Consider the following 16,920-nt stretch of genomic DNA (forward strand, 5'->3'; position numbering starts at 1 on the left):
CTAATTGACAATCTAAATTTCAGGTTTTCTATACATCGCCAATTAATCAACACTTGGGAATAAGGAGGCTAGAGATTGTCTACATCACAAACACAATCTCAATCTTTGTCAGATTTACAACAATTTTGGGTGCTGTTAGGAATTGGTATGGGGGTGTTTATGTCTACCCTCGATGTAGGTATTATCAACGTGACTTTACCTACTTTGGTGCAATCATTCCAAACCACTTTTCCTCAAGCACAATGGGCTGTATTGAGTTACTCCTTAGTAAGCTCTAGTTTGGTTTTGGCTGCTACTCGCTTAGGTGATATGTGGGGTAAGAAACACCTCTATCTGGGGGGAATGGTTATCTTTACCTTGAGTTCGTTGTTGTGTGGATTAGCACCTAGTATTAATTGGTTAATTGGCTTTCGTGGTCTACAAGGATTAGGTTCTGTCTTTCTCTCTGGGCTGGGTTTAGCAATTATTACTGAAGTTTTTCCTTCTTCAGAACGAGGTCGGGCTGTGGGCATCATTGGCAGTGTGGTGTCATTAGGAGTGGCCCTTGGCCCTTCCACAGGAGGGTTGCTACTGGGTTTGGCTGGCTGGCGCAGTGTCTTTTTAATCAATGTCCCACTAGGTATTATAGCTAGTTTCCTCGTCGCTAGGGTGGTTCCTCGTTCTCCACAGGTGATGGTGAAACAGAAATTTGACCTAGTAGGTGCGTTCTTAGCCTTGGTTACACTGGGGAGTTTTGCTCTAGGTATGACCCAAGGACAACGGCAGGGGTTTGGGAGTGAGAGTGCATTGTCATTATTAGCGATCGCCTCTGTAGGTCTGGTAACTTTTTTACTACTGGAAGTCCGATTAAAACACCCGCTGCTAGAGCTATATTTATTCCGCAATCTGCGGTTAAGTATGAGTTTGCTGAGTAACGTTCTAGTATTTATAGTCTTAAGTGGTGTATTGCTAGTGACACCGTTTTTTTTAGAACGAGTCCAGAACTACTCAACATTGAAAGTAGGACTATTGTTAGCTGTGCCCTCAGTCATTAGTGGTTTAGTTGCCCCTATTTCCGGTACACTTTCAGACCGTTTTGGTTCTCGGTTAATGGGTTTAGTGGGGCTGGGGTTAATGATTGGCGGTTGTTTGGGAATTAGTACCTTTAATGCTCAACTAACGGAATGGGGCTATGTTTTACCCTATTTCCTCTATGGTTTGGGGTTGGGTTTTTTCCGTTCTCCTAACGATAGTACGGTGATGGGGGCAGTTCCCAGAGAACGTTTAGGGATAGCGTCAGGTTTGTTATCTCTGTCCCGTACCTGCGGGGTGACAATGGGAATTTCCATCATAGGTGCAGTGTTTGGGTCAATTAGTGCCCAGGTCGCTGGAGGAATAGATGCTGCGGCCGCACCACCGGCAGCCATTATTGCGGGATTCCAAGGGACTTTTCGGGTAGCAGCATTAATTCTCTGTGGTGCAGCAGTGGCTTCAGCGTTGAGATTTCACCAAAGTAAACAGATGTAATTCAGGAGTTGATGATGACTGGTAAATTAGAAGATAAAGTAGCTATTGTTACCGGAGCATCTTCGGGAATTGGGCAAGCAACAGCGATCACCTTAGCCGCAGTAGGGGCAAAGGTGGTAATTGCCGCCAGAAGGGAAGATAGGTTAAATGCAGTAGCCAAACAAATTACAGACAATGGTGGTCAAGCATTGCCAGTAGTTGCAGATGTGACTGATGAAGGGCAATCTCACAACCTGATTCAAAAAGCCCATACAGAATTTGGCAAGATAGATATTCTGGTGAACAATGCAGGTATAGCCCTAATTGGCAAAATTGATGGGGCAGATACCTCTGAATGGCGACGGATGATAGATATCAACGTTTTAGGACTACTTTATACCACCCACGCCGTCCTACCCATCCTCAAAAGCCAACAATCAGGGCATATCGTCAATATTTCCTCCGTTGCGGGAAGATTCGCGCGGGCAGGAATGGGTATCTACAACGTGACGAAATGGGGTGTCAATGCCTTTTCGGAAGCATTACGGCAAGAAGTATCTAAAGACCATATCCGTGTCACCATTATTGAACCGGGTATAGTGAATACAGAAATCAACGATTATATTACTGACCCAGCCGCCAAACAGAACTTTGAAGAACGACGCAAAGCCATCACACCATTAGAAAGTGAAGATATAGCAGCAGCAATAGTTTATGCTGTTACCCAGCCCCAGCGTGTCAACGTCAATGAAATTTTAATTCGTCCAACTTTGCAAGAACAGTGAATGAATCTATGCGTAAATCTGGTTTAATTTTAGCGATCGCCCCCTTAATTTTTGCCCTCAGTGCTTGTAGTAGCGGGTCAGACAAAGCCACAACCACAGCCAGCACCTCAGAAACATCAGTGACGCGCGATCGCTGGAACACCATTAAAAACCGTGGCAAACTCATCTGCGGTGTGAGTGGTGAATTACCAGGATTTAGCTTTGTAGGTACAGACGGCAAGTATAGTGGAATTGATGTAGATGTGTGTCGAGCGATCGCATCTGCTGCATTTGACAACCCCGAAGCCGTAGAATACCGCAACCTCAACGCCAAAGAACGATTCACAGCCCTGCAAACTGGAGAAATCGACGTTCTCAGCCGTAACACTAGCTGGACATTCAGCCGTGACACCTCCCAAGGATTAGATTTTGCCCCCGTAGTCTTTTATGACGGACAAGGGGTGATGGTTCGCAAAAATAGCAACATCAAATCCCTTACAGACCTGAAAGACAAAGCTATTTGTGTCCAGACTGGAACCACCACCGAACAAAACCTAGCCGACCAAATGCGGAAACGGGGTATCACCTACAAACCCGTCGTCTTTGAAGATGTCAATATTGCCTTTGCCACCTATGCAGAAGGAAGATGTGACGGAATAACCGCAGACCGTTCCGCCTTAGTTTCTCGACGCACCACCCTACCCAACCCTGACGATAACCAAATTCTCGACGAAGTTATCTCCTCAGAACCCCTAGCACCAGCCGTCAGCAAAGGAGATACTAAATGGTCAGATATCGTCAAATGGACAGTTTATGCCCTCATCAAAGCTGAAGAATTGGGCATTAACTCACAAAATCTCAGCACCTTTATCACCAGCACCGACCCAGACATCAAAAGGTTTTTAGGTACAGAAGGCAATATGGGTGAAGGACTCGGTTTAAGCAAAGATTTCGCCGCCAAAATCGTCAAACACGTTGGTAACTACAGCGAAATCTACGATCGCAATCTTGGCAATAAAACAAAACTCAATCTAGCCCGTGGACAAAATCAACTCTGGTCAAAAGGCGGCCTCCTCTACTCTCCACCCTTCCGATAATAACTCTTGCCTTCCTCTCTGCGCCTTTGCGTGAGGTAATTTCTTATCACCATATTGGTATGCCTAAACCACGACCTTGGCAAATCATCAGCCAAATCATCGCTGTCCTGTTAGCAATCACCATCATAGCCATACTATGGAATAACCTGAACCGCAACTTACAACAACTAGGTATACAATTTGGCTTTGATTTTCTCAACCAACAAGCCTCTTTTGACATTGGCGAAAAAATCATCAACTACAGCCCAACAGATACCTATAGCCGTGCTTTGTGGGTAGGGCTAATTAACTCTTTGCGTGTAGCTATTACAGGAATTATTCTCACCACCATTGTTGGGATGACTGCGGGGATTGCTCGTTTATCAGATAATTGGCTAGTACGGAACATCAGCGCCGTTTACGTTGAAATCTTCCGCAACACACCCTTATTACTACAATTGCTGTTTTGGTACTTTGCAGTGTTTCTGGCTTTTCCCAAAGCAGAAAATAAAATTTCCCTTGGAGGCTTATTTTATTTCAGTCAAAACGGTATAGAACTACCAGGAGTTAACTTTTCTCCAGAGTTTTCCGCGTTGCTGTTGGGGTTAACATTTTACACAGGTGCGTTTATTGCTGAGATTGTCAGGGGTGGAATTCAATCCGTACCCAAGGGACAATGGGAAGCAGCGCGATCGCTGGGACTCAAACCTAGTTTAGCCATGCGGCTAGTGATTTTTCCCCAAGCCTTACGGGTTATAGTTCCTCCACTCACCAGTCAATATCTGAATTTAACCAAAAACTCCAGTTTAGCGATCGCTATTGGTTATCCTGACATGTATTTTGTTGCTTCTACCACCTTTAACCAAACAGGAAAAGCCGTAGAAGTGATGTTATTACTTATCCTCACCTACTTAACCCTGAGCTTAACCATATCTGTAATCATGAACTTATTTAACCGCACCGTAAAAATAAAAGAAAGATGAGTAAATAATAAAATGGATGATAATCATAATTTTCTAGAAAATCGAGCAACAAGCTGGTTTAAACCAGGTGAATAAAAATTTGTACCAGCGATAATTGATTATTGAAATAGAACCAACATAAACAGTTTATTCAAATATATTAAAAAAATTGCGGCGGAAAATCCCCACCGCAAGCAAAGATATGAAACAAGTTTACAGGGGTCTGGCGCTATTTTTTAACTCATTCCAAGCCTTCACCACTGCACTTAATTGATTGGGTAAGCCCCCTTGAGAAATATCGTTGTATTGAGTTGTTGCTGATTGACTGCTGAGGGTGTAGGTAATAAAATCAGCCGCACCACTAGGCGCTGGATAACTTAAGTTGTTGTATTTCTCAAAATTCTTCTTATTCAGCAATTTTTTAAATTGTTTTACTTGTTCTACAGGCACACGGCGAACACTACGTTCTGAATCATTAGCATCACCAATGCGAACCCGATTCAAAAGACCATCATTTAATAATACAGTTTCATAAACGGCTCCGGCAAAACCACCGCTAGAAATCTCTCTAAATACAACACCAGCATCTAAAGGAGATGGTAATTGATCTTTAGGAATGGGTACGGGCTGAATTTTATTAGCTTTAACAGTAATAACCTGAGGGTTAATTTTATTAGCTAAAGCAGTGGTACTATTAATCAATGTCAGTCCACCAGCTAGCGATAAAAATGCAGTTAATGTTAAAGTAGAACCAATCTGTTTGCGGTTATTCATGATTTTTTCAGAAGTTTATTACAAAAAAACAACCGAGTCAATAATGAAAAGTTTTTCATGTGCTCTTATTTATGATAATTTATTACAAGCAAAAATTACCCCATTCACAAGTTTAATAGCTTTTTCTAGCTTTTTAGTTGGTAGTGTGTAGTTGCTGGTATCATCTAGGCTGTTCATGAAAAATCCTGTATTTTCATGGAGAAATTTATCAAATTTGAAAAATTATTCCCATTCAAGCTATTGATCAAGAATTAAAAAAAAATTAAGATATTTTACTCAATGTGAGCATGGCGTAATTGCTCACCAAACTTACAAATTTTCCCTTAGCGGGTCAATCTCTATCTATTTTGCCAATCTGTTTGTGTAAACCTGGGACAAAAATTACCAGTCCTCCCTCAAATTTCAACTTCGGTCAGCATCACACCACATCCTTAATGAAGTCTAATCGCTAATGACCAATGACTAAAATATCCTGGTTGCATAAAAACCTATTTAATACTTGGTACAACAGCTTATTAACTGTTTTATCTTTAATATTGATATTTTGGATAACTAAAGGAATATTAACTTGGGCATTTACCCAAGCACAATGGCAAGTCATTCAAGCTAACATTCATTTATTTTTAGTTGGTAGATACCCCCAAACTTTATATTGGCGAATTTGGATAATTTTATTCATAGTTGTTACTCTTAGCATTATCACTTGGGCAGGATTTACAGGCTTATTTATTTCTAAAAAAATATCCCAAAGCATCACACCTTGGCTATCTCCCCTTTGGTTATTATCCTTCCCCATTATTTGGTGGTTAATTGGTGGTGGATTAGGTTTAGAATCTGTATCAACTAACCTCTGGAACGGCTTATTACTCACCTTACTGATGGCAGCAGTAAGTATTGTACTATCCTTTCCCATGGGCGTTTTATTAGCTTTAGGGAGAACTAGCAATTTACCAGTAGTACGTTGGTTTTCTATTCTTTATATTGAAATCATTCGAGGAGTTCCACTGATTGGAATCTTATTCCTAGCTCAAGTTATGTTACCTTTATTTTTACCCAGCGACTTACGTTTAGATAGATTGCTACGAGGAATCGCGGGACTAGTCTTATTCAGTGCTGCTTACATGGCAGAAAACGTGCGCGGAGGACTGCAATCAATACCCAGAGAACAAATTGAAGCAGCAAAAGCCTTAGGATTAAATCCACCATTAATAGTCATATTAATTATCTTACCTCAAGCTTTACGGGCTGTAATTCCTGCCATCGTCGGTCAATTTATCGGCTTATTTAAAGATACTTCTCTGTTATCCTTAGTAGGACTAGTTGAACTGACAGGTATTGCCCGTTCTATTTTGGCACAACCAAGATTTCTTGGTCGTTATGCAGAAGTCTATATTTTTATAGGTTTTATTTATTGGTTATTTTGCTATTCCATGTCCTTAGCTGCCAGAAAATTAGAAAGACAATTAAGTAATAATCATTAGTCATTAATATTTAAAAGTATGGTAGAAACAACACCCATTATAATTGCTGAAGATGTTCATAAATGGTATGGTAAATTTCATGTTTTGAAAGGAGCAAGTTTAACCGTTAATCGTGGCGAAGTTGTAGTGTTAATGGGTCCTTCTGGCTCTGGAAAATCTACCTTTATTCGTACTTTTAATGGACTAGAAGAATATCAACAAGGCAAAATCACTATTGATGGTATTACCATCAGTAATAACTTGCGAAATATTGAAACCATTCGCCAAGAAGTAGGGATGGTTTTTCAACAATTCAACTTATTTCCCCATTTAACCGTACTACAAAATATCACCTTAGCACCTCTGTGGGTGCGTCGCTGGTCAAAGTCAAAAGCTGAAGCATTGGCAATGCAATTGTTAGAAAGAGTAGGTATTTTAGAACAAGCGCAAAAATATCCAGGACAATTATCTGGTGGTCAACAACAACGAGTTGCTATAGCCCGTGCTTTAGCTATGCAACCAAAAATTATGCTATTTGATGAACCTACCTCCGCTTTAGACCCCGAAATGGTGAGGGAAGTATTAGATGTGATGCGAAATCTTGCCAGTGAAGGGATGACAATGGTAGTCGTCACCCATGAAGTAGGATTTGCCCGTGAAGTTGCAGATCGAGTTATTCTCATGGATAGTGGTTCTCTAGTAGAATCAGGCAGTCCTGAAACCTTTTTTACTAATCCTCAAGAAGAAAGAACCCGCAAATTTTTATCACAAATTATCTAAAAAATCTGCCTTTTTATGGGCAAGTATTGACCATCAGCCTAGACATTTTTATTAACTATGTCCAAAACATAACAATAATATAAAATTACTTATATTTTTATACTACGGTAAATTGATCGATTTAACGTAGTTTTGCTATAAAGCAAGTAGCGGTTTCAAAAAGAATAACGAAACTTTATAGGCATATTTCACAATACCCGCCCTTCAAGCTGGACACCATTGTACAGCGTTAGTTTTATTGAATTCCCCATTTTTTAGCCATGAAAATTCCATTTTTACCACAGCGTCGGACATTTTTAAAACGCCTGACTCAATACTCACTTCTAGGACTATTTGCTTTATCTGCGCCTTTAGCAAGTATTAATTTGCAAGCGACCCAAGCGCAAACGAAACCAGGATTTAGTTCTAAAGTAATTAACTTGGCTTATCAAACTTCTGGTGATATTGTTAAAGTTAAAAGAGTGGTTGAGCCTCGTTTGCAGGCATTAGGTGTAAAAGTCAATTGGGTTGGGCCATTTCCAGCCGGTCCACAACTAATAGAAGCGATGAATGCAGGTCGAGTTGATATTGGTACTGTGGGAGAAACACCACCAATTTTTTCTCAAGCAGCTGGTATTACTGAAGTAATTTACATAGCTGGACGTGTTCCTAGTAGAGGACTTGGACAAGGTATTATAGTTCGAGCTAATTCTCCCATTAAAAAATTAGCAGATATCAAAGGAAAAAAAGTTGCTTTTCAGCGCGGTTCCAATGCCCATTATTTACTAGCAAAAGCTTTAAAAGAAGTAGGTTTGAAAATTTCGGATGTGAAAGTCGTGGGGCTAACACCTTCAGAAGCCCGTGACGCTTTTGTTCAGGACAAAGTAGAAGTGTGGGTAGGTGGTGATCCATTTTTAGCTCTTGTGGAGAAAACGATTCCGATTCGTAATTTGAGAAACGCATCAGGAATCAACACTCTGGGCGGATTTTATTTAGGTAGGCGTGATTTTGTCACCAAAAATCCTGAATTGGTCAGAATTTTCTTAGAAGAAGCAGACAAGATTGGAGAATGGGCTGATAAGAATCCCAAAGAAGTTGCAAAGGCTTTTGCACCTGAATTAAAAATAGATCAATCTATTTTAGAAACAGTGGCACGTCGGCGGACATATCGGTTAAGAAGACTCACATCGGCTATTATTGCTGAACAACAACGTGTTGCAGATTTTTATTTTGAGGAAAAGGTTATACCCCGCAAAATTAGAGTTAAAGATGCGACTCTACCACCGCAACTAGCTGATGCTATTACACCTAAAAGGCTGAAGTAATTTTGCTGTTAATATCTATCAGCCGCGCTGGTAAATATACAGCAAATTCCCTCCTATTGAGGTATAAATGGGCAGGATAAATGCCCACCTCACGAAATTTTTAAGAATAATATTGATTTGATTATATTAGATATTTCTCCACAAGAATGTAGAGGTTTTATATTTAACTATCAAGGTAATGGAAAGCACATATTTAATTTCACTAGAGTCTATTTAACTAAACCTAATGTCATTCCAGCAAACCCAATTAAACCACTACCTAGAACTAACCAAGCTGCGTTGACACGGTAGCGAGTAATCAATACTGTGGAGATAAGTGCGATCGCTATGCCGAAAATATCCAGATATGGTGACTTTGCTATCGTTAAGGTAGCTACTGCTAGTTGTAAGGTGGCTACAACCATTAATGCTACTGCACTGGCATTGACAGCATCTAAAAAACACTTTGTCCAAGCAGAACTGCGTAACCGGGGAACGAGAGGATTTAAAGCCGCAACAAATACAAAAGAGGGAAGAAAAATACCCACAGTTGCGACTATGGCACCGGGGATACCAGCTAGAATATAGCCAATGAAGGTAGCAGTAGACAATACTGGGCCTGGGGTAAACTGACCAATAGCGATCGCATCTAACAACTGTTGTTGTGTCAACCAACCATATTCTTGAACTAATCCTGTTTGTAAAAAGGCTATAAGCACATAACCACCACCAAACAAAACGCTACCAATTTTGAGAAAAAACCAACCTAATTCCCATAAAGGAATAGAGGTGCTAACTTCCACTGTGCCAATTGCAGATGTTGTTGGCCAACTGGTGCTAGTTGTTAATAAAGCAATTAATAAGTTGGTTTGGTTTCCTGGTGTTTTGTTTTGATTTCTGGGGTATAGCCAAATCATTCCTATGAATCCACCCAATAATAATGCCAATACTTCATTGACGTGCAAAACCAATACTACCAACCCAACAGCTATAGCAATAATTAATAATTTACGATTTTTTACTGCCTTTTTAGATAATCCCCAAAGTGCATTGAAAATAATAGCCAAAACCGCAGGTTTAATCCCATAAAGTACAGGAGAAATTTGCGGTAAAGTGCCATAATCAACATAAATCCATGCAAATATACTCGTAATTAAAACTGCAGGTAAAATAAAGGAAACGCCAGCCACAATTAAGCCTAGCCATCCTGCATAAATATATCCGATATGAATTGCCATTTCTGTGGAATTGGGTCCAGGAATTAAATTCGTGGCACCTAATAAATCTAGAAAATGGTCTGATGTCAGCCAGCGACGACGCTTCACAACTTCATCTTCAATCATGGCAATATGGGCAATGGGGCCACCAAAGCCAATCAGACCCAGTTTAAAAAAGAGTGCTGCTAATTCACCCAATCGACTAAATAACATACTGTATGCCTAATTTAGTGAATCTCTTAATCAGAAAAAAAAATAGGGTGTTTCCACCCTTATTTTGCCCTAAAAGACATATTCTACAATGAGATTTTCTCTAGATTTGTAGATATAGCAGGTGACAGTTAACAGGTGACAGGTGACAGTGCTAAAAGCCTTTTGCTATCAAAATTTTAGTGTTAGTTAATGTCCTAACTGCTCTGTCCATTGCTATATAAAATGTAAACAAGTAAACTTATTATCTGCTACTACACTCCAGGAGTAGAACCACCATCAACCTGAATTTCTGCACCGGTGATAGAAGCAGCTAAATCAGAAACTAAAAACAGAGCCAATGAGGCAATTTCTTCAGGATGGACAATTTTTCCCAAGGGAATAGATTTTACTGCTTGGGCTTGATATTCCTCTACACTGATTCCCAAACTTTGAGCATTTTGGACTGCTAAAGTTTTTGCTCTTTCTGTATCGGTTAAACCTGGGGAAATAGCATTAATGCGAATATTATCTAGGGCTAATTCCTTAGAAATACCCCGTGTGAAGTTGAGTAGAGCCGCATTAGTTGTTCCTCCTGGTAAAAAGTTAGGTCGAGGTGTCCGTCCAGCACCACCGATAATATTTACAATTCGTCCATCTTTCTGATTTTTGAAATAGGGTATAACAGTTTTGACTAAACGAATGTAACCCAATAATTTTAAATTCCAAGCATCTAAAAAGGCTTCATCACTTAATTCTAAAAATGATCCCGCACGGGCTGAACCAGCATTATTAATCAAGATATCTACTTTGCTGAATTGTTCTAGCGTTGTAGATACAACTTTTTCCACATCTTCAGCTTTGGTTAAATCGGCACTAATCTCGATTACCTTAGCCCCGGTGGTAGGTAGAGACTGAATATCGAAAACTGCTTGCTCTAGCCTTTCAGGGTTGCGGGCAGCGATCGCTACATTCACTCCTTCGCTATACAATGCTTTGGCTGTAGCTAATCCAATTCCCGCACTGCCACCAGTCACAATCGCTGTTTTACCGACAAGATTTAGTTCTAAACTCATAGAAACTTTGAGAATTTTGGTAATGGATTGAAGATAGATTTCACGCCAATTAGAGAAAGGAGCAAAGACGCAAAGTTTCCAACTTTTAATCTTGCTTAATTGCAAACTTATCTAACAAAAATTGCCGCAAATGTGGTTGCTCTAAATTGATACCCAATTCAGTGGCTTTTTTGACTATTTGCTCATAAGTCAAACCGTCATCAATAGCATTGGAGATTAAAGCAATTCCTCCGGCTCTAGCTCCAGCCGCGCAATGAATAAAAACCGGTTTATGTAAAGCTTTAATCGCTTGAATTGCCTCAGCAGTTAAATGTTGATTGGGTATCTGAGGATTTAACGGTACATTTGCATATTCCAGACCCGCAGCTTCTGCTTGTTCTTTTTCATTCTGCAAAAAACCTTGCTCCTCTGGAGAACGCAAATTCAGAACAGATTTAAATCCCGCAGCAGCTAATTCTGGTATTTGCTCATCAGAAATTTGTCCCGCTACACTCAAATCATCACTAATCTTTTTGAACTCGCTCATTCTTTCTTTCCTCTGTGTGATTGTGCGTGAGCAAAACTAATAAATAGCCGCCAAAACTTGATCTGCCGCTGTTCTCAAGGCAGTTGCAGCACCAGCGCTCATATCACGTGGTGCACAAATACGATTTCTGATATAAGCCAGGGTAATAGCTCCTACCGCAGCAAAATTGGTATCGATGCTATCTTTACCACCAGTTAGTCCACCCAGTAAGGCTCTACCATCACCATACAGAAGATAATTAGCTAATAGCCTGAGATGAAAATCAACAGCAGCTTGCACAGTGGAAATATCACCTTCTACAGCTAATCCTTGTACACCAGAATTTTTCAAAATATCGCCAATAGCCGCTTCTCGATTATCACTTAATCTTTCTGCTGCTTCTGCACGGTTGTAAATAGCTTCACTGTCAGCAGAATTTAAAGGTAAAGGATGACCGATAGGTTGTATGCCAAACCTACGCCTTAACAGTAAATTATTTGTAATATTGTCCGACTTCACCCGATGATAAGCCGGACGCTGATTGAGTGCATCAAACCAAGCATTAATATGAGGAAAACGAGGATTACCTTTGATGTGATAGCCACGATATACAGGTAAATTAGCTGCCAATCGATCCAAATGGGGGCTATACATAATATCAACTAAACTGAATGTTGATAAAAAGTAGGGGCCAGGATATTTACCCAAATTTTGCTCAATTTCGTCTAATTTAGCTGTAAATTCTACTTGGAGGTTAGTTAATTCCTGCTCATCCTCTGGTGGTTGACGCAAAAACTTGTAGGCTATGTCTCGAAAACCATTGGTTTCTGCATCCTCAATCCATTGTTTAGCTACTGCTTTTTCTGCTGAATTTTCAGGTAATAAAGTTTCGCCAAATCTTTCTTCTAAAGCTAAGAGAATATCTTTAGACTCATACACTAACTGCCCCTCAATTTTGGCAGCAGGGACAAGGGTAGTTGGTACAAGGTCGGTGTACCACTTCGGCTTATTACTTAAATCAATAAATTCAGTTTCAAAAGGGATAGCTTTTTCTTCCAGAGCAAACCAAACCCGTTCACAAAAGGGACACCAGGAATTACTATCACGATATAACAAGACTGGTGGTTTTGTATCTGGTGGTAGTGTATGTAAACTACTGGGAATGGGAGCAGTAGAGGGAGCTTGTCCTGGTCTTTTTACCCGACGCGCTGGTGTATGTTGACGAGCAGTTTCTAGCAGTTCTTCCCAACTAAATATTGTGCTGGATAGAGGAGTTAACAGTGACATTTTTACCTCGCCTTGTTTGGAACACCAGAAAACACAAATAATTGCTGCTCTTTGGGTACAGATAGGGTTTCACCTAAATAACGATGAATTCCTACACCCATATCTCCTGTAGCTGTGAGTTGAAAATTAATTTCTTCAAATCCAAACTCACGGAAGTATTTACGCACTGTTTCTGAGTAAGCAATACCTTGAGAATGACCGCGAGTCCAAAGCACAAACGCACCTTTTTTACTGAGAAAACTGAGATTTCCTAGTAAGCGATTGAGTTCGTTTTCATCAGCTAGATTGCCAAGCACACCACAGACAATCACAATATCTGCGGGGACTGCACCTATATAATTAGCGGCGCTAGTAGCGTCACCATTGATAAACTCAATTTGTTTGCTTAAACCTAATGATTCTATAGTTGCACGTCCGCGTTCAACTAACTGGGGATTGAGTTCTACTAATCTGGCATATACATCTTGAGCACGAGGATGATTAGCTAAAGTACCTAATAAATCTCGTCCATCACCTGCACACACACTGACAACCTGAATCGTTCCGGCTGGAGAAGCATCTAGGCTATAAGCAATATACTCACGCACTATTTCTAGTCGTTGTTGTAATTTCGCATCAGTATTGTAGAGGTCGTGCCATTCAAACCAATCTTTGGGCATAACAGATATTTCCGTTGATTAAAAACTTGGATTAAAACAAAGTGCGCTGACCACTCTGAATATAAAGTACAGTAAACCTATCGATGATTAGTATTTTCTATGAAGGCAGACTAGCACAGAATTTTGTCAGAAATCAAGTCTTTAAGAATACAAAAATAGACGGCAGGAAAAAACTATGAATCAAATTGAATTGATTAATACACATGTAGTAATAAGAAATAAAACATGTACAAAGCGATGAATACAGGCATTAATAGCCGCAAGCTTGTACACCTGTAATTTAATCATCATCAGCTAATGTTATATATTCGTATTCACTTAAATTAGGGCAGTGTTAATTACTAAAAGAGTTATATTGATTTATACTCAGCACTCAGCACTTTGCTATATCTATAGCTTGCTCAGAATATTTCCACTAAGATTAACTGTGTAAGTAAGTGATTTCTGAAAATTTGTCACTGTGACATTCCAACCGTCAAGGTTCTGCGTTGGTATGCAAGGTTCATTGGGTGCAGCTGTGGGACTGCGGAAACAATAGAATCTTGGTTCAACTTGGGAAATGCTGAGATTGGCAATGGGTTTTTTCAAATCTGATTGGGCAGTGTTGAATACTGTGCGAGCGATCGCTGTTGGTAGCTCATCAGTGCGGTTGGGAAGCCCAGCGATCGCTTCGGTGCGAAGATAAACTTTATCATTGCTAATGCGGTATATTTGCCTTGCTTGCGACTTTCCCGCCACCGTTACCCGATAGCCCCGAATTCTTTGTTGAGCGCAGGATTCTGCTAAATTTCCTAATCCTAAACAGCTATCAGTAAAGGTTTGAGGCTCGATTTTAGTAATCAAAACAACTGATGGTAAGATTTGCAAGTGTTTGCTGGCAATACTCTTGATTTCGTTAACCACCGGAATCGGTAAACCGCGTTCAATCACAGGATTAGTACGTGCAATCAATTGTAAATCATCGGCTGTTTCACCTTGAAATACCCAGCGTTGGCGTTGGTGGGGAATGGTAATTTTCCAGCCTTGGTTAATAATCGGATCGCAAGGATAAGGGAAAGAAATATTTTCACAACCGCTTGCCCAAGTTGTCTTGGCAGATGAAATATTAGTTAATGTGGGTTGTCCAGGATAGCCCCACTCTTTCGCCAGGCGAATCGCTGCTGTGATCATTTCTGGTGGTGGAATTTCTTCGGCAGGTTTTCCCAGAGAATTGGTGTTTTGCTGGTTCATTTGCATCATTTGCGGATTACCAACGGTAGATGGTGGGGGAATTAGCACACTAGAAAGAAGCACACATCCAACAATAGTTGATTTTATTAAGGCTTGGGGGGAAAAGTATTGCAGCATAGAATATTGATTGAGACATATTAGTAAATCTTGCAGTCTCAAGTTAGCCAATAAATACTCAAACTCAGGATTAAGTTACAGATTTGGAAACAAAATATAGGTTTAATCAAGATGTTGCTCATGGATAGGAGGACTCCTATCCATGTTTCACATTCTTTTTTCAAATTGGTATAACTACTCAGCCAAACCTTTTACCAAGGCCATCACATCAATGGGAATTTCTGTGACCAGACGGAAGGGAAAAACTGGTGTAGAGGCAATTTGCGCGTAATCTGGTGTCAGAAATACTGCATATTTATCAGCATCAGTTGTTAACTGTGCTGCCATAGCTAAAGTAATGGCTTTGACAAACTGACGGATATCTGCGGCTTTGTCTCCGACTACTTCTCCACCAGTGAAAGGGGTATTAGGTCTACCCTGCTGATTTGCTGTGGCTTTGGGGTCTTTGACACTCAAATGAGTGCCACCGACTATTCCTGCTAGCCATTTTTTCCCAGGAATTTTAGTAAATCCGAGAATTTGTTCTGTTAAAGCTGGGGTAGTTTTATCTGCGGAACTAGTCAAGATTAAAGTCGGGACTTGTACCTTTGTTAAACCAGTTTGACCAAAAATGAGGGAACTAACAGGATTTAAAGCGATCGCTTGTTTAATTCTGTTATCTCGCAATTGATAATTGTTTTCTGGTAATTCCTTAGCTAAACATTGAATACCCTCACCTAAGCTGAGTTGAGCTAAGTTATTTTCACAGCGTTGTTTGAGACCTGCTAATTCAAATTCTCCCCCAGCTAAAGCTAAAGCTGTACCACCACCAAAGGAATAACCGACAACCATGACTTTATCGGTGGCTAATTTACCTTGTAAGGGATTGTTAGGAGTTTGGTTGAGCTTTGCTAATTCATCTAAGAGAAAACTGACATCCCGTGGACGTTCTAAAAATTCTTGTGGTTTGAGTAGCCTATTTTTACCTTGGGCAGCTAAATTAGTATTGCTTTCATTACTACCAGGATGTTCTAAAGCAGCTACTACATAACCATAGGATGCTAGATGTTCAGCCAGATAGCGCAAATCAGTACGAACAGACCCTAAACCGTGGGAAAACACAATCAGAGGTTTATCTTGTGCGATCGCTTGTGACCAGTAAATATCCACTGGAATCTGGCGTTGACGTTGTTGGTCATTGAAGTTGAGTGTCTGTAGTTCAACTTTAGCTGGGCCTGTTTGAGTAGGGTCAAAAGGAACAGATATACCTGGCTTTCTAGGGTCTAGTCGGGGAGTAATGGCGAGCATAAACTGTTGAGTCCGCCAAAAACCCATATTTAAGCTTTGAGCTACGGATATAGCTCTTTGTAAATCGATTTCTAAGCGTTGGCTAGGATAAGCGGCAATAAAACTGAGTACAGACAGACCTTGAGGGGAGCTAGCACCTAATACTAATCCCGCACGAATAGCCTGAACTCCTGCCTGATCTTTTCTGACTAGAGCAGTAGAAATATCTTGTAGAATTTGGCTACCAATTTGGGTATTCAGCAATCTATTCAACGTAACAACATTCAAAGGAATTTTCGCTCTTAACCCTGCTATCAGTAAGCGGCGTTGTTGTTCAGTTAATCTTTTGGTATAAAGACTCAAACTGTCTGGTAATTCTCCTGTTTCTGCCGCTTTTTTCAGTTCTGTGAGAGAGGCAGATTCAGCAAAAGGCCCAAACCGAACCACAAATGATTCCGCAGCCTCAACAGCATTGTTAAAACCGAAGAATTGGGCTAAGGTCATTAAACCCAAAATTCCTGCAAATATCTGTTGATTTCTCCAGTTTTTTCCTATCAACATTTCTTACCACCCTGTACCGAAATAATTGTATCACTCCTCAGTAATTATATGGATAAAATGTCATCATCATTTAATTTATGAAATTTTCTTGCGGATATTCACTATGAAGTTTGCATCTTATAAATAAGAAATTTCTTTTATTTTGCGAAGATTTACCATGATATTTGTATTTGATAAATCAGACTTTTCTATTAATAGCTATTGCCTCTATTAATAGGTTGATTTTTTT

General features: G+C 40.1%; 15 protein-coding genes. 7 read left to right on the top strand and 8 right to left on the bottom strand.

Going from position 1 to position 16,920, the window contains the following annotated elements; all coding sequences use genetic code 11:
* Window positions 1–75 precede the first annotated feature (75 nt).
* The 4 genes from H6G73_RS12270 to H6G73_RS12285 are packed head-to-tail and all read left to right on the top strand — an operon-like array spanning window position 76 to window position 4,308.
* Window positions 76–1,506: a DHA2 family efflux MFS transporter permease subunit gene (locus H6G73_RS12270; RefSeq protein ID WP_242034181.1), complete on the top strand. Its 1,431-nt coding sequence runs from the start codon at window positions 76–78 to the stop codon at window positions 1,504–1,506.
* 11 nt (window positions 1,507–1,517) lie between these two features.
* Window positions 1,518–2,270, top strand: coding sequence for an SDR family NAD(P)-dependent oxidoreductase (locus tag H6G73_RS12275; protein ID WP_242034182.1), 753 nt, complete (start codon window positions 1,518–1,520; stop codon window positions 2,268–2,270).
* 8 nt (window positions 2,271–2,278) lie between these two features.
* Window positions 2,279–3,346, top strand: a complete 1,068-nt coding sequence (locus H6G73_RS12280) for an amino acid ABC transporter substrate-binding protein (RefSeq protein WP_190604800.1) — start codon at window positions 2,279–2,281, stop codon at window positions 3,344–3,346.
* Between the two features lie 59 nt (window positions 3,347–3,405).
* Window positions 3,406–4,308, top strand: a complete 903-nt coding sequence (locus H6G73_RS12285; RefSeq protein ID WP_190604743.1) for an amino acid ABC transporter permease — start codon at window positions 3,406–3,408, stop codon at window positions 4,306–4,308.
* A gap of 192 nt (window positions 4,309–4,500) precedes the next feature.
* Here H6G73_RS12285 and H6G73_RS12290 read toward each other — a convergent pair whose 3' ends face one another.
* A complete protein-coding gene (locus tag H6G73_RS12290; RefSeq protein WP_190604745.1) occupies window positions 4,501–5,061 on the bottom strand; it encodes a hypothetical protein in 561 nt (186 codons plus the stop codon).
* 458 nt (window positions 5,062–5,519) lie between these two features.
* Here H6G73_RS12290 and H6G73_RS12295 point away from each other — a divergent pair, with 458 nt between their 5' ends.
* The 3 genes from H6G73_RS12295 to H6G73_RS12305 all read left to right on the top strand — a co-directional run bounded on the left by H6G73_RS12295 (window position 5,520) and on the right by H6G73_RS12305 (window position 8,605).
* Window positions 5,520–6,542 (top strand): amino acid ABC transporter permease, encoded by a 1,023-nt coding sequence (locus H6G73_RS12295; protein ID WP_190604746.1) that lies wholly within the window; start codon window positions 5,520–5,522, stop codon window positions 6,540–6,542.
* Window positions 6,543–6,560: 18 nt separating this feature from the next.
* On the top strand, window positions 6,561–7,301 hold the full coding sequence (locus H6G73_RS12300; protein ID WP_190604749.1) for an amino acid ABC transporter ATP-binding protein: 741 nt from the start codon (window positions 6,561–6,563) through the stop codon (window positions 7,299–7,301).
* A 260-nt stretch (window positions 7,302–7,561) separates the two neighbouring features.
* The gene (locus H6G73_RS12305; protein WP_190604751.1) at window positions 7,562–8,605 is read left to right on the top strand and encodes an aliphatic sulfonate ABC transporter substrate-binding protein; all 1,044 of its coding nucleotides are present in this window, start codon (window positions 7,562–7,564) and stop codon (window positions 8,603–8,605) included.
* 209 nt (window positions 8,606–8,814) lie between these two features.
* Here H6G73_RS12305 and chrA read toward each other — a convergent pair whose 3' ends face one another.
* From chrA to H6G73_RS12340, 7 genes are all read right to left on the bottom strand, one after another.
* A complete protein-coding gene (chrA, locus tag H6G73_RS12310; RefSeq protein ID WP_190604753.1) occupies window positions 8,815–10,014 on the bottom strand; it encodes a chromate efflux transporter in 1,200 nt (399 codons plus the stop codon).
* Between the two features lie 251 nt (window positions 10,015–10,265).
* A complete protein-coding gene (locus H6G73_RS12315; protein WP_190604755.1) occupies window positions 10,266–11,066 on the bottom strand; it encodes an SDR family oxidoreductase in 801 nt (266 codons plus the stop codon).
* Between the two features lie 85 nt (window positions 11,067–11,151).
* Window positions 11,152–11,592, bottom strand: a complete 441-nt coding sequence (locus H6G73_RS12320) for a beta-lactamase hydrolase domain-containing protein (protein WP_190604757.1) — start codon at window positions 11,590–11,592, stop codon at window positions 11,152–11,154.
* 36 nt (window positions 11,593–11,628) lie between these two features.
* Entirely contained in the window at window positions 11,629–12,858 is a 1,230-nt protein-coding gene (locus H6G73_RS12325; RefSeq protein ID WP_190604759.1) for a glutathione S-transferase family protein, read from the bottom strand.
* Window positions 12,859–12,860: 2 nt separating this feature from the next.
* On the bottom strand, window positions 12,861–13,517 hold the full coding sequence (locus H6G73_RS12330; protein WP_190604761.1) for a class I SAM-dependent methyltransferase family protein: 657 nt from the start codon (window positions 13,515–13,517) through the stop codon (window positions 12,861–12,863).
* A gap of 390 nt (window positions 13,518–13,907) precedes the next feature.
* Window positions 13,908–14,864, bottom strand: coding sequence for a hypothetical protein (locus tag H6G73_RS12335; protein ID WP_190604763.1), 957 nt, complete (start codon window positions 14,862–14,864; stop codon window positions 13,908–13,910).
* Between the two features lie 174 nt (window positions 14,865–15,038).
* Window positions 15,039–16,691 carry an alpha/beta hydrolase gene (locus H6G73_RS12340; protein ID WP_190604765.1) on the bottom strand — a complete coding sequence of 551 codons (1,653 nt, stop codon included), beginning with the start codon at window positions 16,689–16,691 and terminating at the stop codon, window positions 15,039–15,041.
* Window positions 16,692–16,920 lie beyond the last annotated feature (229 nt).

Source organism: Richelia sinica FACHB-800 (genome assembly GCF_014698825.1).
In the GTDB taxonomy this organism is placed as follows: domain Bacteria; phylum Cyanobacteriota; class Cyanobacteriia; order Cyanobacteriales; family Nostocaceae; genus FACHB-800.